Source organism: Myxococcus sp. XM-1-1-1 (assembly GCF_020037095.1).
GTDB classification, from domain to species: Bacteria; Myxococcota; Myxococcia; order Myxococcales; family Myxococcaceae; genus Myxococcus; species Myxococcus fulvus.
Map to the genome: position 1 here is coordinate 1 of NZ_JAIQDH010000027.1, position 22,391 is coordinate 22,391.

The following is a 22,391-nucleotide window of genomic DNA, read 5'->3' on the forward strand; positions in this document are numbered from 1 at the left end:
CGCGCGTTGCCACGCCTTGCACCGCATCTTCGCGCGGGTGGTTTACCGCAGAGGCATCGCGTGGAGCGCGCGTTGCCGCGCTTTGCAAGGCATCTTCGCGCGCGTGGTTTACCGCAGGGGCCTCGCGTGGAGCGCGCGTTGCCACGCCTTGCACCGCATCTTCGCGCGGGTGGTTTACCGCAGAGGCATCGCGTGGAGCGCGCGTTGCCACGTCGCGCAGGGGGGCCACGCGTGCGTGGCTGAACCCCAGGCCGCGCTCCCACGCGTACGTCGCGAGCAGCAGCTCGGCGTGGCCCAGGTTGGCCCACGCGGTCGACAGCTCCGGCTGGAGCGCGAGCGCCGCCTGGGCCTCGCGCTTCGCGGCCTGGGCGTCCTCGCGCGGGTCCTCCCCGAGCTCCAGCCGATACGCCGCGCGAGCCGCCAGCGCCTCCGACAGGTTGCTGTGCGTCAGCCCCTGTTTCGGCGCGAGCGCGCGAGCCCGGACGAAGGCCTCACGGGCCTCGTCGACAGCAGGGAAGGGGGATTCTCCTCGCTGCCACGCATCGCGAGCACGCTCCAGGTGCACCAGCCCCACGCCACCGTGGAGCTGCGGCACCTCGGCGTTGAGCGCGAGCGCGCTTCGATACGAACCGAGCGCCGCGTCCAGCGCGGACCGTGCATCCTTGCCCGAGTCACGCGCGCGCGCCGCGCGGAGCGCATGCACCTGCGCTTCGTAGAAGTGGCTGACCAGGTTGCGCGGGTTGAGGCTCCGCGCCTTCTCCAGCGCCTCCCGGGCGCGCTCCAGATCCTCATCCGCCGTGGTGCTGCGCGGATTCGACGCGCGCTTGAACCAGGCGCTGCCCAGGTTGATCCACGCATCCGGCAGCGACTCGTCGATGCCGATGGCGGTGCGGTACGCCTCGATGGCGCGCTGCCGGTTGCCGAGCGAGTCCTCGCCCACCGCGTCCTCATGGTCCGCCCAGACCTTGAAGATGAGCCCCAGGTTGGCGTGATAGTCGTAGCCGCGCTCCCGCGGCGCCACCCCTTCGAACGCCTCGATGGACTGACGCAGCAGCGCGCGAGGGTCCTCGCTGCGCGCCTGCCGCAGCCGCGCCTCCTGCCAGAGCACCAACCCGAGCGCCTGCCGCGCCTCGCTGCGATTCGGCTCCACCTCGAGCGCCGCGCGCGCCGCCTTCAACGCGGCCTCCAGTGGCGCCCGCACATCCCCACCCTGTCTGCCGCGATACTCCGCGAGCCTGCGATGCAGCATGGCCTTGCGAACCAACGACGGCACATGCCGAGGCGAGGCCGTGAGCCCGCGCTCCAACGCCTCCAACGCCCGCTCAAGGTGGGGCGTCACGTCCCCCTGGCCATACATCCCCATGCGCAGCGCCACCTGCTCCACACCCGCGAGCGCCAGGTGCGCCTCCGGCAGACTCTCCGCGAGCGACGCGGCCCGGGCATGCGCCCGTCGCGCCGCGTCCAGGTCCTCCTGCGCGGACTCGCGCCGCCCCGCATCCCAATGACTCGTGGCGCGCGCCACCAGCACGTCCCCCCGCAGCAGCGGCGCCTCGAAGAACCAGGGCAGCCGCTCACCCAACGCATCCAGCCGCTCCAACGCGTCCGCGTAGCGCTCCTCGTGGTACGCGAGCAGCGCCGCGACGTACTCGGCGGGGGGCAGGTCCACGTCGCCGCCCTTCCTCAACCACTCCAGCGCCGGCTCCCGATACTGCGCCACCAGCGCCTTGCGTCGCCCCTGCCGCTCCAGTGCGGGCAGGTGCTCGGACGCGCGCAGCTGCTCCTGGTAGAGCTGCCCCAGCGCGAGCGCCAGCGCGCACGCGACGCGAGGCGTCCGCGTCCCGTGGTGCCACGCGGCCTCCAGCGCCTCCTTCGCGCGCCCGGGCTCCCCCATCGCCAACCAGCCCCGTCCCAGCGCCTCGTTGCCCGGCCCCAGCGCGCGCTCGCCTCCCGCGCGCATCTCCCGAGCGATGTCCTCCAGGCGCGCCTCCAGCGTGCGCCGCTCCTCCCGCGTGTCGTGCAGCCGCGCCAGGGCGGTGTACCGGGCGCGGGCCTCCACGTGCTCGGCGAGCTCGGAGAAGCGGCGCGCAAGATGTTCGCGCACGTCCGCCTCGCGTCGGGCGAGCACCGCCTGCACCCCCGCGAGCAGCAACACCAGCCCCACCACCGCCGCCAGCGTCAGCCCCCGCCAGTGCCTGCGCGCCAGCCGCGCCATCCGGTAGCCCGGCCCCGTCGAGCGCGCGAGCACCGGCGCCCCATCGAGGAAGCGCCGCAGGTCCTCCACCAGCGCCCGCGCCGAGTCGTACCGGCCCCCACGCTCCTTCTCCAGGCACTTGAGGACGATGGCCTCCAGGTCCGCGGGCACCTCGGGCGCCAGCGCGCGCGGAGGCCGGGGCTCCTCCGTGGGGATGCGGCTGAGCACCTCCAGCGCGTTGCTCCCGGGCACGGGCGCCTGGCCCACCAGGAGCGCGTAGAGCGTGGCGCCCAGCGCGTACACATCCACGCGACGGTCCAGCCGGCTCACCTCGCCGCGCGCCTGCTCGGGCGCCATGTAGTGCGGCGTGCCCAGGATGGCCCCCGTGGCGGTGACGCCTTCGCCCGGCGCCCGCGCCAGCCCGAAGTCCAGGACGTAGGGCTTCCACTGTCCGTCGGCCGTGCGCTCCACCAGGATGTTGGACGGCTTGATGTCGCGGTGGATGAGGCCGGCCCGGTGCGCCGCGTGTACGCCCTCGGCGGCCTGCGCCAGCAGCAGCGCCTTCTGCTCGACGGAGAGCTGGCTCGCGACCTGGTGGAGCGGCAGGCCGTCCACGTACTGCATCGCGATGTACGCGCGCCCCTGGACCTGGCCCACCTCGTAGACCTTGCACACGCGCTCGTGCTCCACGCGCGCCTGGGCCTGCGCCTCCGCCACGAAGTGCCTCACCCGCCCGGGCTCGTCGTCCTTCACGAACTTGAGCGCCACGAGCCGCCGCAGCACCAGGTCCTGCACCAGGAAGACGCGCCCCATGCCGCCCTGGCCCAGGAAGCGGATGGGCGCATAACGCTCCCAGCCCGGCACGGGGAAGGCGGGCTCGGCCTCCAGGGCCTCGGGCTCCAGCGGGCGGGGCGCCCCGACCTGGACCGTGGGCGGGCCCACGAGCGCTTCCTGGAGGGCGGCCCGCGAGGCGCTCCGGAGGGAGGCGAGGGTGGCCTCGGACAGTCGCCCCCGGGCATGGAGCAGGTCCAGGGGGCCTTTCTGCTCGCGCTCGACGGCCGCCCGCAGGGACTCCACCTCGTCGTCGGCCAGCAGGCCCTCGAGGAGCACCGCTCGCAGCTCCGCCTCGTCGTCCTCGCGCATCGGTGGTCCCCGGGCGCGCGCGCGTCCGGGCCCCGCCGGAACGCCGTGCGGGGAGAGTTGTACCACCCCGCCCCCGACGACATCCCGTGCAGGCGCCGGGCTGGATTGATATGCAGGGAGCGCCGGACGGCGATGGACGCCGCCCCGCCCGGTCCCGGAGGGCCCCATGTACGCCGATATTGATCTTGCCGCGGTGGGAGTCCCGTTCGCCCGGAGGACGTCGGCCTGAACAGGCCGACGTGAAGGTCCGTCACAGCGCGGTCCTCGCTCCGGGTGCCCTGACGAATCCAGGTGCGCCGCAGGCACCGCCTTGTCCGGAGTCCTTCTCAGTGTCTCTCGAAACTTTTGGTTGGGGGCCCCAGCTGGCCCAGGCTTTCTCCCTCCTCGTCGAGTCGTCCCCTCTTCCCCTCGTCCCCGGCCGCGTGGTGCGCCAGGCCCGAGGGCTGCTCACCGTCCAGACCGCGGAGCGCACCCTGCTGGCGCGCACCGCCGGCCGGCTGCTCCACCAATCCTCCAGCGCCGAGTCCCTGCCCACCGTGGGTGACTGGGTGGCCCTCCAGCTTCCTCCAGGCGAAGGGGAGGGGATGCTCCACGCCGTGCTCCCCCGCAAGAGCCTGCTCGCGCGCCGCGAGGTGGGACGCGAGAGGGAGGTGCAGCTCATCGCCGCCAACCTGGACGTGGTGCTCCTGGTCGCCGGTCTCGACGGGAACTTCAACCCCCGCCGCATCGAGCGCGCCCTCACCCTGGCCTGGACGAGCGGCGCCTCCCCCGCGGTGCTGCTCACCAAGGCGGACCTCCATGACGACGCCGACGCCGTCGTCGAGGAGGTCTCCGCGCTGGCCCCCGGCGTCCCCGTGCTGGCCCTGAGCTCCAGGACCGGCGAGGGGCTGGACGCCGTGCGGGCCCTCATCCCCGAGCACCGCACCGGCGCCCTGCTGGGCTCCTCCGGCGTGGGCAAGTCCACCCTCGTCAACCGCCTGCTGGGTGAGTCGCGCCTGGCCACGCAGGAGGTGCGCTACGAGGACGACAAGGGGCGTCACACCACGACCCACCGCGAGCTGTTCCGCCTCCCCCACGGGGGGCTGCTCATCGACGGACCCGGAATGCGCGAGCTGGGGCTGCTCGGCGAGGAGGAGAAGGCGATTGAGCAGGCCTTCACCGACATCCTCGAGCTCGCCGAGGGCTGCCGCTTCCGCGACTGCACGCACCAGCGTGAGCCCGGCTGCGCCGTCCGCGCCGCCGTCCAGTCCGGGGCCCTCCCCGAAGAGCGCCTCTCGAGCTTCGAGAAGCTGCAAAAGGAGAAGGCCTTCCAGGCGCGTCAGTCGAGCACCGCGCTGCAGAAGGAGCAGCGGCGCATCGACAAGAGCCGCTCCGTGCAGGGCTGGGAAATCACCCGCGCCAAGCGCCGGCGGGACTGAAACCCGGACCGAAAATTCGCCGTAAATCCTCCACTCAAGGATTCCGACGGGCCGCGTTTGGATATTTCGAAAGGTGGGGACACCCGGGCAGAGCCTGGATGTCCGAGGGCTTCGGGCGCTGAGCGTCCGGGCAGGTGGGTGGGGGGAGTGTCCGGGGGAATCACCGGCACTCGGGTTTTCGAACGTCCGACGTTCGAGGGGGGAAGAGGCGCGCCGGGGGGCTCGCCTCGGACCTTTTGAGGGGGCGCCCCTGGGGAGGGGCGTGGCTTCCGGAGGGTGCGCCGAGGGGCGCGCTCACGCTGGACCGGAGGTACGAATTCTCGCAGTCCTTCATACGGCGGGGAGCGCGTCGAGGGGGCGCGCTCCCCGCGGTTCTTTTCAGGGTCCTTCTTCGGACCCGCCCGCGTCGTGGACTACTTCGTGTCCGACGAGGGCATCATCTTGATGCGCTGGCCCTGGTCATCCGTCACCACGGAGCCGTCCGCCTTCTGCTGCTCGGTGGGCTGACCGACGGCGAAGCTGGCCACCTTCGTCAGGGGCACGCCCTGGAAGATGCCGCTCACCGTCACCACCAGGTGGGAGCGTCCGGCGCCCGGCGCGAAGGCCACGTCCAGGTTCGTGACGGCCGCCTTCTCCACGCTCACGCCCGTCACGGGCGAGGTGCTGCTGGTCACCTGGAGCCCGTCGACGCCGGAGACCTCCACCCGGACATCCTCGCCGGGGACCTGGAAGCGCAGCGAGACGGTGGCGCTGGTGTCGGACACCTTGGCGCCCACGTCCACGGGCGCGCTGAGCTTGGCGGTGGAGCCCGGGTGGTCGGCGCTGTCCGCCGGAGTGCTGCTCTTCGCCGGAGAGGTGCAGGCCACGGGCGCCATCAGCGCCAGGAGGCCGGAGAGGACCGCGGAGGCAATGCGATTCATGGGTGCTCCTGGGAACGCGGGAGGAGTGAGAGGTCCGCTCATTGGCTGCTGATGGAGAGGGTGTAGTTGTAGTTGCCCGAGCCCTCGTCGGCCCAGCCCGTCGTGACCAGGACGTAGCGCCGGTCGGTCTGGCTGTTGAAGTCGAAGGTCTCCTTGCCCGTGGTGAAGCGGTCGGCCTCACCCGCCGTGGCGCCCTGCTGCAGGGCGAGGATGCTCACGTCCTCCGTGGAGTCGGCGGTGACGGTCATCCTGCGGCCATTGCCGGTGAAGACGTAGTACCGGTTCTGCTGCCGCTGGTTGAAGGGCTCGCCTCGGGTGAAGAAGTTGTTCTCCGAGAAGGGCACCGTCACGAACTTGTACATGCCATACAGGTCCGTGTCCCCCTCGCCCCACTCCGAGCGGATGGCGCCGATGTTGTAGTGCGCCGCGAGCCGGTCCACCGCGGCGGCGTCCACGCCCGGCTGGGCCTTGAGGCCGTGGATGAAGGAGCCGACGGTGGTCACCGCCTCCGTGGTGCGCTGCGGCCCCACCAGCACGTCATAGAGCGTGCCCAGGCTCAGGGACACCTGGTCGAACGGGGTCTCCGACAGCGTCGACTCGTCGTGCAGGTCGTAGAGGAAGCGCATGATGCTGAACTCGGAGAAGACGCCCGGGTTCGGGTCGTCCGTGGTCGTCGGCGGCGTCTCCAGGTCGAAGCCGAACGCGCCCAGCCGGGTGCCGCTCCAGAGCGTGTCCACGTAGATGGAGCTGGGCAGGAGCATGCCGGACAGCGCGTTGCCGTAGCCCTCGCCGAAGGCGATGCGCGGGTCCAGCACGTCGCCGGAGGAGTGCGGGCCACCCGGGTTGTCGGCGCGCGACAGGTTGGCCTCGAAGAAGTGCCCCCACTCGTGGACGATGACGTGGCTGTCGAACTCGTCGGTGTCCGCGCCCGCGAGGCCCAGCACGTAGACCTCGTTCTCGTTGGGGGAGAAGTGCGAGGTGCCAATCTGGCCCCGGGCCTTGTCGCCGTTCTGCGGGGCGTTGTTCGGGCTCCAGTTCACCTTGAGCGGCGGGAAGGGCACGGGGCGCTCCGCCAGGAAGGCGTGGGACGCGGTGTACATGGCGTCCAGGATGGCGAAGGGCGCCGCGACGCGCTGGTTGGCGGTGTAGCTGGAGCCGTTCCAGCCGTGGCCCGCGTGCAGGTCCTTGCTCGTGGTGCCGCCCTTGATTTGCGTCACCACCGCCCAGATGGCGTTGCCGTCGGTGTTGTCCTCCACCTGGATGTCCGGCGTGGTCGTCTTGGCGAGCGTGGCCAGCGTCACGTCGGCCTGGTCGCCGGCCGTGAAGGTGAGCTGGTAGCGGCCGTCGTCGTCGGTGGTCGCCGAGGCGAGCACCGTGCTGCCCCGGAGCACCTGCACGGTGGCGTTGCGCACGGGCTTGACGCTCACCTGGTTGAAGGCGAGCGAGCCCTGGCGCGTCGTCGGCGTGTAGACGGCCGGGACGGAGTCGAACGTCACCCGGCCCGTGAGGGTGGCCGTGACGGGCGTCCCCTCGTCCTTGTCGTCGTCACCCTCCTTGTCGGAACAACCGAGCACGGTGAGACCGAGCGCGAGTGCCAGCGTCGCGCCTGTGCGGGCCCACGCTGATTTGCGAGATACGTACATTCCGTCCTCCCCCTTCCTTTCGTCGCCTGAGATGGGTGGCGGGCCATTCTCGACGGGACGTCCGGGAACTTCAAACACGGAGGACCCGGAGAAGGCCGTGGGATGAGGCTTGTCCGTCGTGAGGGGCGGGTGCGGGACAGCATCCTGGCGGGCGTGCCCGTCTTCCGGGGCTCGGTGGGTTGGCCGACCTGGGGGTGGCGCGGAGGCCGGGTTGGCGGGGCCCGGGGGCGCGCCAATCATTGAGGAGGGCGTCACGCGCGGAGGGCGGGCGACCCCACGGCCCATCGCCTCCTCGCCATGCCCCACCCGACCGACAGCCCCGCGTCACCTCCCGAGGCGTCCCGGGACCTCGCCGGCGTCGAGCGGGCCCTGCGCGAGAGCGAGGAGAAGTACCGCACGCTCTACAACAACACGCCGGTGATGATGCACTCCATCGACCGGGCGGGCCGGCTGGTGAGTGTCAGCGACTGCTGGCTGGCCACGCTGGGCTACACGCGCGAGGAGGTGCTCGGCCGCGACTCCACGGAGTTCCTCACCGAGGAGTCGGCCCGGCGGGCGCGCGAGGAGGTGCTGCCGGCCTTCCACAGGACGGGCCGCTGCAAGGACGTGCCGTACCAGCTGGTGAAGAAGGACGGGACGCGGCTGGACGTGCTGCTGTCCGCCATCATGGAGCGCGACGCCTCGGGCGCCTGCGTGCGCTCCCTGGCGGTGCTGCTGGACGTCACCGAGCGCAAGCGCGCCGAGGAGGCGCTCCAGCAGAGCGAGCGGCAGCTGCGCGCCATCCTGGACAACGCCACCTCCGTCTTCTTCCTGCTCGACACCCACGGGCGCTACATCTTCGTGAACCGCCAGTGGGAGCTGATGTTCCGCCGCACGCGCGAGGAGGTCTTTGGCAAGACGGTGCACGACATCTTCCCGGAGGACAGCGCGAGAGAGTTCCAGGCGCTGAGCGAGCAGGTGCTGGAGCAGCGGCTGCCCGTGGTGCGCGAGGAGCGCGTCCCGCAAGAGGACGGCGTCCACACGCACATCACCCAGAAGTTCCCGCTCCTGGACGCGTCGGGTGTGCCCTACGCCGTCTGCGGCATCTCCACCGACATCACCGAGCGCAAGCGCCTGGAGGAGTCCCAGCGCTTCCTCGCGGAGGCGGGGCGGGAGCTGGGCACGTCGCTCGACTACGAGACGACGCTCCAGCGCGTCGCGGAGCTGACGGTGCCCCGCCTGGGGGACGTGTGCATCGTCTTCATGCCCGACGGCAGTCGCGGGCTGCACCCGGTGGCGGTGGCGGCGCGCTCGCCCGACGTGGAGCGCGAGGTGCGGGAGCTGCTCGAGGCGCATCCGCTGGTCCCCGGCGTGACGTACGGCCCGGTGGGGGTCATGGCGTCGGGGCGCTCGGAGTGCTCGCCGGTGCCCCATGGAATCCTGCGCGACGGAGGGCTGGGCTCACCGCGGTGGCGCCACGTGCGCGCGTGGGGCGGCAAGCCCTCGCTCAGCGTGCCCCTGCAGGCGCGCGGGCGGGGGCTGGGCGTGCTGACGCTCGTGTCGCGACAGGGGGCGCGGGCCTTCGGCGCGGACGAGGTGGCGCTGGCGGAGGAGCTCGGGCGGCGCGCGGGGTACGCCATCGACAACGCGCAGCTCTACCGCGAGTCCCAGGAGGCCATCCGCGTGCGCGACGAGTTCCTCTCCATCGCCTCGCACGAGCTGAAGACGCCGCTGACGTCCATGAAGCTGCGCATGCAGCAGATGGGCGCCCTCCTGGCGCGGCCCCGGGCGGACTCGGGCCTGCGCGCGCGGCTGTCCGGCATGCTGAACGTGTGCGAGAGCCAGCTGTCGCGGCTGTCCCGGCTGGTGGAGCACCTGCTGGATGTCTCGCGCATCAACGAGTCGCGGCTGTCCTTGCGCCTGGAGGACATGGACCTGGTCGCCGTCACGCGCGACGTGGTGGGCCACCTGCGTGAGCAGCTGGAGAAGGCGGGCTGCGAGCTGGTGCTGGACACCCCCGGGTCCCTGCCGGGCCGGTGGGACCGGCTGCGGCTGGAGCAGGTGCTGATGAACCTCCTGACGAACGCGGTGAAGTACGGCGCGGGCCGGCCCATCCAACTGCGGCTGTCCGCCCACCACGACGAGCGGGTGTGGCTGAGCGTGGAGGACCACGGGATGGGCATCCCCCGCGAGTCGCAGGGGCGCATCTTCGAGCGCTTCGAGCGCGCCGCCTCACCCAACTACGGCGGCCTGGGCCTGGGCCTCTTCATCACCCGTCAAATCGCCCAGGCCCATGGCGGAGAGGTCTGGGTGGAGAGCGAGCCGGGGCGGGGCGCCCGCTTCGTCGTCGAGCTGCCCCGCTGGACTCACGGCAGCGGGCCCTCCACCAGCCGCAGCACGTCCGCCAACACGCCGGACGCCGTCACCGCCGCGCCCGCGCCATAGCCCCGGATGACCAGCGGCGTGGGGCTGTAGCGCTCCGACAGGAAGCTCAGCGCGTTCTCGCCGCCCTTCACCGCGGCCAGGGGATTGGCGAGCGGCACGGCCTTGAGCCCCACCGCGCAGCCCTCGGGCCCGACGCTGCCCACGTACCGGAGCACCTTGCCTTCCGTGCGCAGCGCCTCCACCCGGCGCTGGAAGCCCTCGTCGAGCGACGGCAGCCGCGCGAGGAACGCGTCGAGCGGACCGGACGCGTCGAAGTCCTCGGGCAGGAGCGACTGGAGCGCCACTTCCTCCAGCTCCACGGGGCGGCCCAGCTCGCGCGCGAGGATGAGCACCTTGCGCGCCACGTCCGTGCCCTGCACGTCGTCGCGCGGGTCCGGCTCCGTGAAGCGCTTCTCCATGGCGGAGCCCACCGCGCGCGACAGCGGCACGCCTTCCTCCAGCAGGCCGAGGATGTACGACAGCGAGCCGGAGAGGATGCCCTCGATGCGGTGCACCTGGTCGCCGGTGCGCAGCATGTTCTTGAGCGTGTCGATGACGGGCAGGGCGGCGCCCACGTTCGTCTCGTACAGGAAGCGGCGCTGGTGCCGCGACGCCGTCTCGCGGATGGCGCGGTGGTGGGCCATGCGCCCCGCGTTGGCCTTCTTGTTCGCGGTGACGACGTGCAGCCCCGCGGCCAGGAGGGACGGGTAGGCGAGCGCCACGTCCTCGCTGCTGGTGCAGTCCACGAAGATGGGACGGCCGGGCCGCTTGGCCCGCACCTGCTCGCGGAAGGACTCCAGCGACGCGGGGGCGCGGCTTGCCTCCAGGCGCTCCTTCCACTCGCCCAGGGGGACGCCGCCCGGCTCGATGAGCGCGTGCCGGCTGTTGGCGATGGCGCACACGCGCAGGTCCACGCCCTGCGCGCGCAGGTGGGGGGCCTGCTGGCGCACCTGCCGCATCAGCTCCGCGCCCACGCTGCCCACGCCCGCCACGAAGAGCTCCACCACCTCCGTGGTGCCGAAGTAGCGGTGGTGCACGTGCGCCATGGCGCGCGGGCCGTCGGCCTCCGTGATGACGGCGGAGATGCTCCGCTCGCTGGAGCCCTGGGCAATCGCGGCGATGCTGCAGCCCACGTCGGCCAGGCCGCTGAAGAAGGTGCCCGCCACGCCCACGCGGTGGCGCATGCCGTCGCCGACGATGCTGAGCACGGCCAGCTGGCCCTGGCGCTCGATGGTGTCGACCTTGCCGGCCTCGCGCTCCACCTCGAACTCCGACTCCAGCGCCCGCACGGCGGCGTCGGCCTCCGACTGCTGCACGCAGAAGCTGATGGAGCACTCGCTGGAGCCCTGGGTGATGAGCACCACGGAGATGCCCGCGCGGGCCATGGACTCGAAGACGCGCGCGGCGGTGCCGGGCACGCCCTTGAGCCCCGCGCCGGCGATGTTGACCAGCGCCACGTCCTTGAGGAACGACAGGCCCCGCACCGGGTGCTCGGGTGGGGCGGCCCTGTCGGTGACGAGGGTGCCAGGGTGCTCGGGCTTGAAGCTGTTGCACACGCGCACGGGGATGCCGCGCTCACGCGCGGGGGCAATCGTCTTGGGGTGCAGCACCTTGGCGCCGAAGTAGGCCAGCTCCATCGCCTCCTCGAAGCTCACCTCCGCCAGCGGGAAGGCCTCGGGGACCAGGCGCGGGTCGGCGCTGTAGATGCCGTCCACGTCCGTCCAGATCTCCAGCAGCGCCGCGTCCAGCGCCGCCGCCGCCAGCGCCGCCGAGTAGTCCGAGCCGCCGCGTCCCAGGGACATCGTCTTGCCGCGCGCGTCACCGCCGAAGAAGCCCGGCATCAGCAGGAGCCCCGGCCCCTGGGCGTCGCGCAGCGGGGCGAACCTGGCGCGAATCTCGTCCATGCGCGGCGTGGCCTGCAGCGGGTCCCCCGCGCAGATGAGCACCTGCCTGGGGTCCACCAGGTGGGGCGACAGCTTGCGCGCGGACAGGAGCGCCTCCAGCACCAGGCACGAGGCGCGCTCGCCCAGGCCCGACAGGTGCGCGAGCACCGACGGCGAGCACTCGCGCAGCAGCCCCACGCCCTGCAAGAGCCCGCGCAGCTCGGTGGAGATGGCGGCGAGCCCCAGCTCCAGCGGGGCCAGCGCCTCCAGCTCTCCGCCCAGCTCCCGGGCGATGCCCAGGTGCGTCTGCTCGAAGCGCGACAGGGGCTCCTCCACCGAGTGGCCCTCCTGCGCGAGCCGGGCCGTGTCCACCAGGAGGTTGGTGATGCCACAGACGGCCGAGGCCACCACGCACACGCGTGTCTCCTGACGTGCCCGGGCGACCAGGTCCACCACGCGCCGCATCTGCGCGGTGCCGCCCACGCTGGTGCCGCCGAACTTCATCACCCGCATGACGGCACCTCGCTCGGGAGCAGGCGGCCGAGGGACACGGGCGGGCGGGGCGTCGTCGTCGGGGTCTGGGTCTGCATGGGGTTCCTGGTGGGTGGAGGGAAACGAAAAAAGCCCCGCGCCGGGGAGCGCGGGGCCTGGTCGGAAGGACAGCGATTCCGAGCTAGACCGCCCGCGCTCCGCGGGTCGTCGTGTGCGTCGTCGTCGTCGTCGTGGAGGTGAAGGTCGCCGCGCGCGCGGAGGTCCGGGACGTCCATCCCGAGGTCCACGCGAGGTCGAGGCCGATGCCGTTCACGAACCCGAACGCTGACCGATGAGCCCGGTGCGAGTCAAGCCGCCCTCCCGGACGGGGGGACGACGGCTCACCCACCCGCCACGTCCCACTCCACGCGGTGCAGCGTCAGCGCCTCCTGCTTGCCCTTCACGTGGGTGGGGGGCAGCGTCGTCAAGGGCCAGCGCGACTCGCGCAGCCTCACGCGCGTGGCCTCGGAGAGCACCACCTGGCCCGCCTTCGCCACGCCGCACACCCGACTGGCCACGTTGGTGACGTCCCCGAGCGTGGCGTACTGGAGGTAGTGCTCGGAGCCGATGTTGCCGGCGGCGGCCGGGCCGCTGTTGAGGCCCACGTGGATGCGCAGCTCCGGCTGTCCCCGGGCCCGGAAGCGCGCGTTGAGCCCCGCAAGCTCGCGCTGCATGTCCACCGCCGCGCGCACGGCCCGGTCCGCGTCGTCCTCGCGCGAGAAGGGCGCGCCCCACACCGCCATCAGCGCATCGCCGATGTACTTCTCCAGCGTCCCCTCGTGACGGAAGACCACGTCCGCCATCACCGGGAAGTACGCGTTGAGCATGTCCACCACGTCCCGGGGGCCGCGCGAGGAGGACAGGGGCGTGAAGTCGGAGATGTCCGCGAAGAGCACCGTCACCTCCGTCTCCACCACCTCCAGCGCCGTGCCGGGCGAGGCATGCAGCCTGCGCACGACGGCGGGCGGGAAGAAGCGCAGGTACGTGTTGCGCAGCACCGCCTCCTCCTCCAGCCGCCGCGTCAGCCGCGCGTTGTCGAGCGCCACCGCCGCCTGGTGGGCGAAGGCGGTGAGGAACTCCAAATCCGCCTCCGTGAACAGGCCCCCGTGCGAGCGGTTGTCCACGTACAGCACGCCCAGCCACGTGTCCCGGGACTTGAGCGGCACGCACATGGCGGAGTGGATGGACTGCGCGCGGATGGAGACGGAGCTGTCCAGCCGCACGTCCTGCTGGGCGTTGGCGAAGAGCGCCGCCAGGCCGTGCTTGCGCACGGAGTCGACGATGTGCTGGCTGTGGAAGCGCTCGGAGAGCACCTCGCCGGTGGCGGCGCGCGCCACGCGGGGACGCAGCTCGCCGGTGGCCTCGTCCACGAGCAGCAGCGCGGCCCGGTCCACGCCGAGCACGCGGAAGACGAGCTGGAGGATGCGCTCCAGCAGCGAGTCGAGCGAGCCGGGCGACGACAACAGCTGCGCCACCGCGAGCAGCACCTGGAGCCGCTCGCGCGTCGCGTCCGCCTCCGGCTCCGGGCGCACCCGCAGGCGCGGCGCGTCCAGGGACAGCTCACCGGGCGCGGGCGAGAAGCGCGTGTCCAGGGTGCGCGTGTGCAGCGGGCTCAGCCCCGCGTCCAGGTCGGGGTCCGCCGCGAGGAGCTGGAACCACACCTCGCCGCAGCGGAAGGCCTGGCCCGCGTCGAGCTCATGGCGCTCCACGCGCTGCTCGCCGACGAAGGTGCCGTTCTTGCTGCCCTGGTCCACCAGCACCACGCGCGAGCCCTCGCGCTCCAGGCGCGCGTGCCTGCGCGACAGGCTCTTGTGGAGCACGCAGACGGAGCTCTCCTCCGTCCTGCCGATGGTGGTGACGCCCTCGGGGAGCAGCAGCTCCTGCTCGCCCTCCCGCCCAGGGTTGAGGATGAGGCGCATGGCGCCCGGGATGCTACACCCGCCCGCGGGCCTCCCGAAGGAAGTGGCCGGCGCGGGCGGGGAGGGTGGCGGGCCCTCAGCCCACCAGGCGGACGACGACCTGGGTCATCCCGTAGATGAGCAGCGCCATCAGCGCGGACGCGGGGATGGTGAACACCCAGGCCCAGATGATGCGGCCCGCCACGCCCCACTTCACCGCGCGCCAGCCGCGCGTGGAGCCCACGCCGACGATGGCGCCGGTGATGGTGTGGGTGGTGGACACGGGGATGCCCAGCTCCGCCAGCGCGATGATGGTGACGCCGCCGCCGGTCTCCGCGCTGAACCCGCCGATGGGCGCCAGCTTCGTCAGGCTGTGGCCCATGGTGCGGATGATGCGCCAGCCGCCGAAGAACGTCCCCAGCGCGATGGCCGCGTGACAGGAGATGATCATCCACCAGTCGATGTGGAACGGACGGTCCGCCCAGATGGTGCCGAAGAGCACCACGGCGATGATGCCCATCACCTTCTGCGCGTCGTTGGTGCCATGGCTGTAGGAGAAGATGGCGGACGAGACGAGCTGGAGCCGGCGGAACCAGACGTCCACCACGCGCGGCGTCTGCTTGTGCACCACCCAGGTGCTCACCAGCATCAGCGTCATGCCCAGCGTGGTGCCGATGAGCGGCGAGAGCACGATGAAGGCGGCGATCTTCGCGATGCCCGCGCCCATCAGGCCCTTGAGCCCCAACACCGGCAGCGTCGCGCCAATCATGCCGCCCGCCAGCGCGTGCGAGGACGACGACGGCAGCCCCCACCACCACGTGAGCAGGTTCCAGGCGATGGCGCCCATCAGCGCCGCGAAGATGACCGACAGCACCGCGGTGGGGCCCGTGGCGCGCAGCATCTCGAAGTTGATGATGCCCTTGCCCATGGTGTTGGCGACATGGACACCGCCGCCGAAGGCGGCCACGAAGTTGAAGAAGGCGGCCCACGCCACGGCCAGGTTCGGTGACAACACCCGGGTGGACACCACGGTGGCGATGGAGTTCGCCGCGTCGTGGAAGCCGTTGATGAAATCGAAGATGAGCGCCACTCCGACGATGACGATGACGGCCGCGAGTAGCATCTCAGGAGTGCTCCAGCACCACGCCTTCGATGACGTTCGCCACGCCCTGACACTTGTCCGTGGCGGTCTCGATGAGGTCGTAGATCTCCTTCCACTTGATGATGGTCAGAGTGTCGACCCCGCTCTTGAACAGCCGGCCCAGGCCCGAGCGAAGCACTTCGTCCGCCTGCGTCTCCAGGCGCTTGATCTCCTTGCAGCCGGCGAGGATCTGCTCCGGCTTCTTGATGAGCCGCAGCGCCGCCACCACCTCCTGCACCTTCTCGGCGGACAGCACCAGGAGCCGCGCCAGCTCCGTCGCGTCCGGCAGGCTGCTCTGGATTTCGTAGTAGTGCAGCCGTGACGCGGCCGCGTTCGCCAGGTCCAGCACGTCGTCGATGCGCGACAGCAGCGAGTGGATCTGCCCTCGGTCGAACGGGGTGATGAACTGCTTGTGCAGACGGTTGAAGGCGGTATGGGTGACCTCGTCACCCTGGTGCTCCACGTCCTTGAGTGCCTGGACCCGCCTGGGCACGTCCGTGTAGTCGCTGAGCAGTTCGTGAAGCATCTTCGCGCCCTGCACTGTGGCGGCGCACTGTTTGTCGAAGTCGTCGAAGAACTCGTCCGACTTGGGCATCAGCCTTTCGAGCATCGCTTCCCTCCCGGATGGGGGCATGCCCCGGGTGTCACCTTCGTGTGACACAGCCGAGGCGGCCCGTGACTACCTCACCTGGAGAGAATCGCCAGCCTTCCTTTTTGACTTGCAACGGAATGCCGGGCTCGGGAGCCCCGAGTCTCGCTGTATCGAGCCATTAGCCCGCCAGCGGGAGGGGCCCCCAGGTCTACAGGTGGGGAAGCAGCGCCTGTTCCAGCTTCGCCCGGGGCATGGCGCCCAGGAGTTGCTGGACGACCTGGCCGTCCTTGAAGAGCAGCAGGGCGGGGACGGAGCGGATGTTGTAGCGCTGGGCCGTCTCCTGGTTCGCGTCCACGTCCAGCTTCGCCACCTTCAGGCGGCCCCGGTACTCGGTGGCGAGCGCGGCCACGGTGGGGGCGATGGCGCGGCACGGTGGGCACCAGGTGGCGGTGAAGTCCACCAGCACCGGCTCCTTCGATTCGAGCACCTCCTGGTGGAACCGCGCGTCGCCCAGCTCGATGACGTCCGTGGCCATGTCCTGTCCTCCTCGGGTGGAGGCGCGGCGTGGGGCCGTGCCTCGGTTCGAGGAGGACATGTAGTGGCCGGGGCGCCCGGGGGCGAGCGTCCCTCACGGAACGCGAGGTTGCGTGAAGGGCCCTCAACGCCTCCGGGGGGAAGGGGCCTCCGCCTCCCAGGGCAGCGACGCGCCGCGCTCCGAGAGCAGCGACAGGAAGACGCGCAGCTTGGGTGGGAGCTGGCGGCTGCTCGGGTAGACGGCGAACACGGGGAGGCCCGGCGGCGTTGAGGACTCCAGGACGGGGACGAGCAGGCCGCTGCGCACGTCGTCGACGACGAGGGAGGCGGGCAGGCGGACCACGCCCAGGCCCGCGCGGGCGGCGGCCTGTCCCGCGCGCACGCTGGGGACGCGGAGGCGGCCGGTGACGGGGCGGCTCAGGGCGTCTCGGCCCTCGCCGAAGAACCAGACCTCGTCGGTACGGGGCTCGGCGAGCACGACGCAGGCATGGCCCTGGAGGTCGGCGGGGGTGCGGGGTGTGCCCTGGCGGGCGAGGTACGCGGGGCTGGCGTAGTAGCCGGTGCGCAGCCGCCCGAGCTTCCTGGCCACCAGCGACGAGTCGGCGAGCGGGCCGGTGCGCAGCGCCACGTCGTACTCCTCGGCGATGAGGTCGACGTGGGCCTCGGCGAGCGCCAGCTCCACGCGCAGCAGCGGGTGGTGCAGGAGCAGCTCCGCGATGAGCGGGGTGAGCAGCTCGCCCAGCAGGGAGAGGGTGGCGATGCGCAGGGTGCCCTGGGGCGTGGCGCGGGACTCGCCCAGGGCGCGGTTCACCTCGCGGGCCTCGGAGACCAGCCGCGCGCAGTGGACATGGTAGTCGCGCCCCGCCTCGGTGAGGCGCAGGTGGCGCGCGTTGCGCTCCAGCAGGCGGACCCCGAGCCGCGCCTCGAGCGCGGAGAGGCGGCGGCTCACGGTGGACTTGCGCAATCCCAGCCGCAGGGCCGCGGCGGTGAGCCCTCCGGAGGTGACCACCTCGGTGAAGAGCAGCATGTCGTCCAGCAGGGGCGGGCTCGGAGGCACGGGGGGGAGCCTAGCCGGGGAGGTCGTCCGGCTCCTCGCTCTTCGGGCCTCCGGGCGTCACTGGGGGGTGGGCAGGGGAGAAAAAGCCGGGTAGATGCAGGACGTTTCCCAGGTCCTGCCCATGATGCCCTCAAGCCCCATGCCGTTGTGTGTCGCGCCGATGATGGACTGGACGGACCGGAACTGCCGGTACTTCCACCGCCAGATCAGCCAGCACACGCTCCTGTACACGGAGATGTTGACCACGGGCGCCGTGCTCCACGGCGACCGCGAGCGGCTGCTGGGCTACGAGGCGGCCGAGCACCCGGTGGCCATCCAGCTGGGGGGCTCGGAGCCAGAGGCGTTGGCGGAGGCGGCGCGCATCGCCGAGTCGTGGGGCTACGACGAGGTGAACCTGAACGTGGGCTGCCCCAGCGACAGGGTGCAGTCAGGCCGCTTCGGCGCGTGTCTGATGGCGGAGCCGGAGCTGGTGGCGCGGCTGGTGGGCGCGATGCGCTCGGCGGTGAGCATCCCGGTGACGGTGAAGTCGCGCATCGCCATCGACGAGCTGGAGGAGTGGCCCACGCTGGAGCGCTTCGTGCGGCTGATTGCGGCGGAAGGGTGCACGCGCTTCATCGTGCATGCGCGCAAGGCGTGGCTCCAGGGACTGAGCCCCAAGGAGAACCGCGACGTGCCGCCGCTGCGCTACGACCTGGTGCACCGGCTCAAGCAGGAGCTGCCGCACCTGGACATCAGCATCAACGGCGGCATCAAGACGCTGGACGCGGCGGCCGAGCACCTGAAGCACGTGGACGGGGTGATGATTGGCCGCGCCGTCTACGAGAACCCGTACCTCCTGGCGGAGGCGGACCGCCGCTTCTTCGGCGCGACCCAGGCGCCGCGCGAGCGCCACGAGGTGGTGGAGGCGATGCTCCCGTACATCGAGCGCCGCCGGCAGCAGGGCGCGCCGCTGAGCGCGGTGACGCGGCACATGCTGGGCCTGTTCCAGGGCCTGCCGGGCGCGCGCGCGTGGCGACGGCACCTGAGCGAGAACGCGCACAAGGCCGGCGCCGGGCCCGAGGTGGTGGTGGCCGCGCTCGCCAAGGTGCGCCGCGAGCCCGACGCGGTCGTCGCGGCCTGAGCGGCGCGGACCCGAAAGGGCGCGGTGCGCTGCGTGCCTGCCGTCGCCGTATCGTCCCTTAAAGGCGCATGCACGGAGGGACTTCTGGCGGAGGCTCGCCGAGGGACGTCTTGAACGCGACGCCGCCATGGCGGCTCTCGCGACGTGTCCCCCCCGCGGGGTTTGGGCTGCTCGTGGCCAGCCCTCAGCGCGGCGCCAGTCGCCCTATCTTCCCCACCTCCTGCGCGAACCACAGCGCGCCATCCGGCCCGGAGCAGATTCCATGCGGCTCCGCCTTCGCGGTGGGGATGGCGTACTCCGTGACTTCGCCCGAGGTCGTCATCCGTCCGAGGTGATTGCTTCCCCACTGGGTGAACCAGAGCGCGCCGTCGGCGCCCGTGACGATGGCGTGAGGCTTCGCGCCGGTCCGAAGCAACGGATGCTCGGTGATGCCCCCGTCGAGCCCGATGCGCCCGATGCGGTCCGCGAGGAGCTCCACGAACCACAGCGCCTCATCCGGCCCCCGCGTGATTCCCACGGGGCCCGCCTTCGGCGTGGGCAGCGCGAACCCGGAGACCTGCCCGTCCACCGTGATTCGCCCGATGCGATTGCTCGCGTTCTGCGTGAACCAGAGCGCCCCATCCGGTCCGGAGGTGATGAACGACGGGTAGCTGCCGGCCTCGAGCGCGAACTCGGTGACGGCGCCCTCCACGGTGATTCGCCCCAGCCGATGCGTCGACAGCTGCGTGAACCAGAGCGCGCCGTCGGGCCCCGCGCAGAGCCCGAACGGGCCAGCCCCCTCTGTCGGCAGCGGGAACTCACGCACCTCGCCGCGCGTCGTCACCCGGCCGATGCGGTTCGCCTTCTGCTGCGTGAACCAGAGCGCGCCGTCGGGCCCCGCGGTGATGACGGAGGGCCCCGAGTCCGGCGTCGGCAGCGCGAAGGTCGTCACCGCGCCGTCCAGTTCGATGCGTCCCACGCGGCCCGCGTGCACCTCCGTGAACCAGAGCGCGCCGTCAGGCCCGGCGCAGATTCCATAGGGCCCGGTTCCAGCCGCCGTGAGCGGGTACTCCGTGATGCGTCCAGGGGCCTGCGTCATCGGATGTCTCCCGGAGGTCGAGCGCGAGGTGGAGGCCTGGACCCTCGCCCGGACGTGATACCTCGTCCAGCGTCACCTCGCCCCGCGCGAGCGCGTGTTCCCTCCACGACAGACACGACGAAGCCCGGGCCCTCACCTCGAGGACCCGGGCTCGCGGGGGTGAAACCGTGCTGGCTCAGCCGATGACGAGCTCGCCCGACAGGGGCTTCTTGCCCTCGTCCATGAAGAGCCCGAAGTAGCTCTGCGCCAGCTTGTACTCGTTGTACGCCGGCGAGCACGCCATGTTGCGCACCGCCATCAGCGGGTCATTGGGCTTGCCGTCGTAGTCGGTGAGCAGGACGTTGATGCCCATGTGCCCGCCGTTCTGCGCCTGGATGCCGGAGCGGCGCTGCATCTCCTCGATGTCGTCGGCCGTCAGGTTGAGGGTGATCGGCTTGTCGTGCTCGCGCGCGGCCTTCGCCTTGTCGGCGTCACCGGTGAACGAGTACACGAGCAGCTCGCGCGCGTTGTCGTCCTTGGTGTCGAACTTCATCGCGAACTTCTCCGAGCCGGGGACGAGCTTGCCGTCCTTGTCGTACTTCTGCTCGAGGGTGATGTCCGGGTGGTCACCGCCGTAGGTGATGTCGGACGTCAGCGACTTCGTCCCATCCGGGTGGTGCGTGATGAGGTAGTCGCCGGTGTTGGTGGTGCCGTCGGTCTCGATGCTGAAGGGCCCCACGTCGATGCCCACCTTGCCGCCCGTCGACTCGTAGTTGATCTTGTCGAAGCGCAGCGTGTTGGACACGCCCGGGCCTTCCTTCTCCGGCATCCGGCCGTCCTTGGCGAAGGCCTCGAAGGCCTTCTGGCCCTCGGGGTTGCCCAGGTCGAACTCGGCGGTGCGCAGCTTGTACTCCTTGAGCGTGTCCTCGCGGCCCATGCTCACGGAGACGGGGCCGGCGCCCAGCGTCACCTTGCCGTTGTTCTCGATGAACTCCGTGGGGCCCGTCGTCATCGACAGCTTGTCGCCCGCGCGGCTCACCTCGATGGACATGCCCTTGCCGCTCTTGACGTCGCCGGAGATGCCCAGCTCCACCGCGTGGTAGGACAGGCCCACGTCCAGCCCGTAGCCGGTGAACTGGCTCTGCTCCATCTTGATGGACGTGCCATCCGGAATCGTCTCCGGGTTGAGCGGGTGCGGCGGCGCGATTTCACCGCGCTTGAGCTTCTCGAAGTCCGCCTCCGTCATCTTCACTTCGTACGTCATGCTCTTGCCGGCCTCGACGCTGCCCTCCACGGACGCGCCCACGCCGACCTTGGCCTTCTTGAACTCCACCGAGCCCGACGCGGACACGGACGTCTCCGCGCTGATGGACACGGTGACGAAGCCGTCCTCCTTCTTCACGTCCTTCTCGAGCGAGTCGCTGAACTCCACGGACACGGGGCCCGCCTGGCCCGGGATGGTCGTCTCGTGCGGCTGCACGTTGGCCGCGTCCGGCACGCTGCCCACGTCCGCCGGGTAGTCGGCCACCATCATCTGCTGCAGCTCGGGGGACACGTTCGCGTCCGCCAGCGCCTGGGCGCGCTCGGGCGAGCCCGCCTCGGTGCCGAACACCTTGGCCGCCGTGGTGCCGAGGAGGGAGCCCGCCTCGCTGTAGTGCGAGTTGCCCTGGAGGTACGACTTCATGTCGTCCCAGCTCTTGCCGTTGCTGGGGTCCAACACGCGCTCGCCCTGGCGCACGACGACGTGGCCCGACTGGCCCTCGGCGCCCGCGCGCGAGTCCTTCAGGAACACCAGGTCCGAGCGACCCTGCAGCTCCGGCGAGGACTTGTTGATGAAGTCCGCGGCCTTGTCCAGGCAGTTGACCTTGGCGTCCTTGCTGTCTTCCGTGAACAGCGACGTCGAGGGGGCCCCCTGGCCATCCAGCTTCAGCTTGTTCTTCGCGCCCGCGGGCTCGAAGGTGGACACGTCCTTCTTCTGCGCGGCCAGCTTCTTGGCCGCCTCCGCGGCCTTCTTCGCGGCCTCCGCGGCAGCCTGCCGAGCCGCCTCCGCCGCCCTGCGCGCCGCCTCTTCCGCGGCCCTGCGCGCGGCCTCCGCCGCCCTGCGTGCCGCCTCTGCTGCTCCACCGTCACCAACGCGTCCAGTTCCCATGGGGTGTGGGCTCCTAGCTGCCGTACGAGATTCCCAATTCTCGGGAGTCGACGCGCCGGGTTGCGGATGGCGAGGAGTTTCCGGGTGTTACCCGCGAGATTCGGCCCGGGAGTGAAGCCCTGGCGCTCATCCCGTGCGGATGTGGAGGTGCTTCAGCGCCGGGGCGGGCTGGCGCGGAAGCGCTGGAGCTTGGTGCGGTTGCCGCACACGGCCATGGAGCACCACCGGCCGGAGCGGTTCTTGGAGGTGTCGTAGAAGGCCTCCTGGCACGCGCCCGCGGCGCACACCTTCATCCGGGGCCAGTGGCCGTCGCGCTGGGTGGAGACGATGGCGGCGAACAGGGCGCCCAGGGCCTTCCAGCCGCCGGTGGCCGCGGGGCGCAGCGACACGCCGTCCTGGCCGAAGCCCACGGTGAGGGGGCTGGAGGCGGCGACGCGCTCCAGCGTCTTCAAATCCGAGGCGGCCAGGGGCTCGCCGGTGTGGGAGAGGAGCACTGCGCGCAGGGCCTCGCGGGCGTCGATGGCGGCGCGGAAGGCGTCCGGGGAGAAGGTGTCCGAGGCCGCCACCAGGCCCCGTGCGCGGCACCAGGCGTCGAGCGCGGCCGGGGTGGGCACGGCGTCGACGAGCTTCTCCACGTCGAGCGTGTTGACGAACTCGAGGAGCAGGACGACGTCCGTGGGAAGTCCGGGGCTGCGCGCATCGGCCATGCGG

At 71.4% G+C, this 22,391-nt stretch carries 15 protein-coding genes; 3 read left to right on the top strand and 12 right to left on the bottom strand.

The annotated features are described in order from the left end of the window. On the bottom strand, positions 1-3,334 hold a 3,334-nt coding region (locus tag K8640_RS36055; RefSeq protein ID WP_223751237.1), incomplete at its 3' end, for a serine/threonine-protein kinase. Between the two features lie 329 nt (positions 3,335-3,663). Here K8640_RS36055 and rsgA point away from each other — a divergent pair. Beyond that, the gene (rsgA, locus tag K8640_RS36060) at positions 3,664-4,752 is read left to right on the top strand and encodes a ribosome small subunit-dependent GTPase A (RefSeq protein ID WP_223751238.1); all 1,089 of its coding nucleotides are present in this window, start codon (positions 3,664-3,666) and stop codon (positions 4,750-4,752) included. Between the two features lie 413 nt (positions 4,753-5,165). Here rsgA and K8640_RS36065 read toward each other — a convergent pair whose 3' ends face one another. Together K8640_RS36065 and K8640_RS36070 are read right to left on the bottom strand one after the other, a co-directional pair. Next, positions 5,166-5,672 carry a hypothetical protein gene (locus tag K8640_RS36065; protein ID WP_223751239.1) on the bottom strand — a complete coding sequence of 169 codons (507 nt, stop codon included), beginning with the start codon at positions 5,670-5,672 and terminating at the stop codon, positions 5,166-5,168. Between the two features lie 38 nt (positions 5,673-5,710). Continuing rightward, positions 5,711-7,315, bottom strand: a complete 1,605-nt coding sequence (locus tag K8640_RS36070; protein ID WP_223751240.1) for a hypothetical protein — start codon at positions 7,313-7,315, stop codon at positions 5,711-5,713. Between the two features lie 297 nt (positions 7,316-7,612). On the opposite strand from K8640_RS36070, the gene K8640_RS36075 reads away from it, so the two are divergent. Then, complete coding sequence (locus K8640_RS36075) at positions 7,613-9,739, top strand: PAS domain S-box protein (RefSeq protein WP_223751241.1); 2,127 nt, start codon at positions 7,613-7,615, stop codon at positions 9,737-9,739. Here the strand turns inward: K8640_RS36075 and thrA are convergent. The 6 genes from thrA to K8640_RS36105 form a co-directional block, all read right to left on the bottom strand. Beyond that, positions 9,661-12,114: a bifunctional aspartate kinase/homoserine dehydrogenase I gene (thrA, locus tag K8640_RS36080; protein ID WP_223751242.1), complete on the bottom strand. Its 2,454-nt coding sequence runs from the start codon at positions 12,112-12,114 to the stop codon at positions 9,661-9,663. The two genes, K8640_RS36075 and thrA, sit on opposite strands and share 79 nt — an antisense overlap. 359 nt (positions 12,115-12,473) lie before the next feature. Then, a complete protein-coding gene (locus K8640_RS36085; RefSeq protein WP_223751243.1) occupies positions 12,474-14,051 on the bottom strand; it encodes an adenylate/guanylate cyclase domain-containing protein in 1,578 nt (525 codons plus the stop codon). 76 nt (positions 14,052-14,127) lie between these two features. Then, positions 14,128-15,153, bottom strand: coding sequence for an inorganic phosphate transporter (locus K8640_RS36090; protein ID WP_141330118.1), 1,026 nt, complete (start codon positions 15,151-15,153; stop codon positions 14,128-14,130). Position 15,154: 1 nt separating this feature from the next. Continuing rightward, positions 15,155-15,781, bottom strand: coding sequence for a DUF47 domain-containing protein (locus K8640_RS36095; protein WP_223751244.1), 627 nt, complete (start codon positions 15,779-15,781; stop codon positions 15,155-15,157). Positions 15,782-15,971: 190 nt separating this feature from the next. Next, positions 15,972-16,298, bottom strand: coding sequence for a thioredoxin (gene trxA / locus K8640_RS36100; RefSeq protein WP_223751245.1), 327 nt, complete (start codon positions 16,296-16,298; stop codon positions 15,972-15,974). A 123-nt stretch (positions 16,299-16,421) separates the two neighbouring features. Then, positions 16,422-17,324 carry a LysR family transcriptional regulator gene (locus K8640_RS36105; protein WP_255653754.1) on the bottom strand — a complete coding sequence of 301 codons (903 nt, stop codon included), beginning with the start codon at positions 17,322-17,324 and terminating at the stop codon, positions 16,422-16,424. Between the two features lie 151 nt (positions 17,325-17,475). On the opposite strand from K8640_RS36105, the gene dusA reads away from it, so the two are divergent. After that, the gene (gene dusA / locus K8640_RS36110) at positions 17,476-18,474 is read left to right on the top strand and encodes a tRNA dihydrouridine(20/20a) synthase DusA (RefSeq protein WP_223751318.1); all 999 of its coding nucleotides are present in this window, start codon (positions 17,476-17,478) and stop codon (positions 18,472-18,474) included. 184 nt (positions 18,475-18,658) lie between these two features. On the opposite strand, the gene K8640_RS36115 is transcribed toward dusA, so the two are convergent. The 3 genes from K8640_RS36115 to K8640_RS36125 form a co-directional block, all read right to left on the bottom strand. Further along, positions 18,659-19,552, bottom strand: coding sequence for a Virginiamycin B lyase (locus tag K8640_RS36115; protein WP_223751247.1), 894 nt, complete (start codon positions 19,550-19,552; stop codon positions 18,659-18,661). Positions 19,553-19,727: 175 nt separating this feature from the next. Beyond that, the gene (locus tag K8640_RS36120) at positions 19,728-21,680 is read right to left on the bottom strand and encodes a hypothetical protein (RefSeq protein WP_223751248.1); all 1,953 of its coding nucleotides are present in this window, start codon (positions 21,678-21,680) and stop codon (positions 19,728-19,730) included. A 152-nt stretch (positions 21,681-21,832) separates the two neighbouring features. Continuing rightward, positions 21,833-22,387: a CGNR zinc finger domain-containing protein gene (locus K8640_RS36125; protein ID WP_223751249.1), complete on the bottom strand. Its 555-nt coding sequence runs from the start codon at positions 22,385-22,387 to the stop codon at positions 21,833-21,835. Positions 22,388-22,391 lie beyond the last annotated feature (4 nt).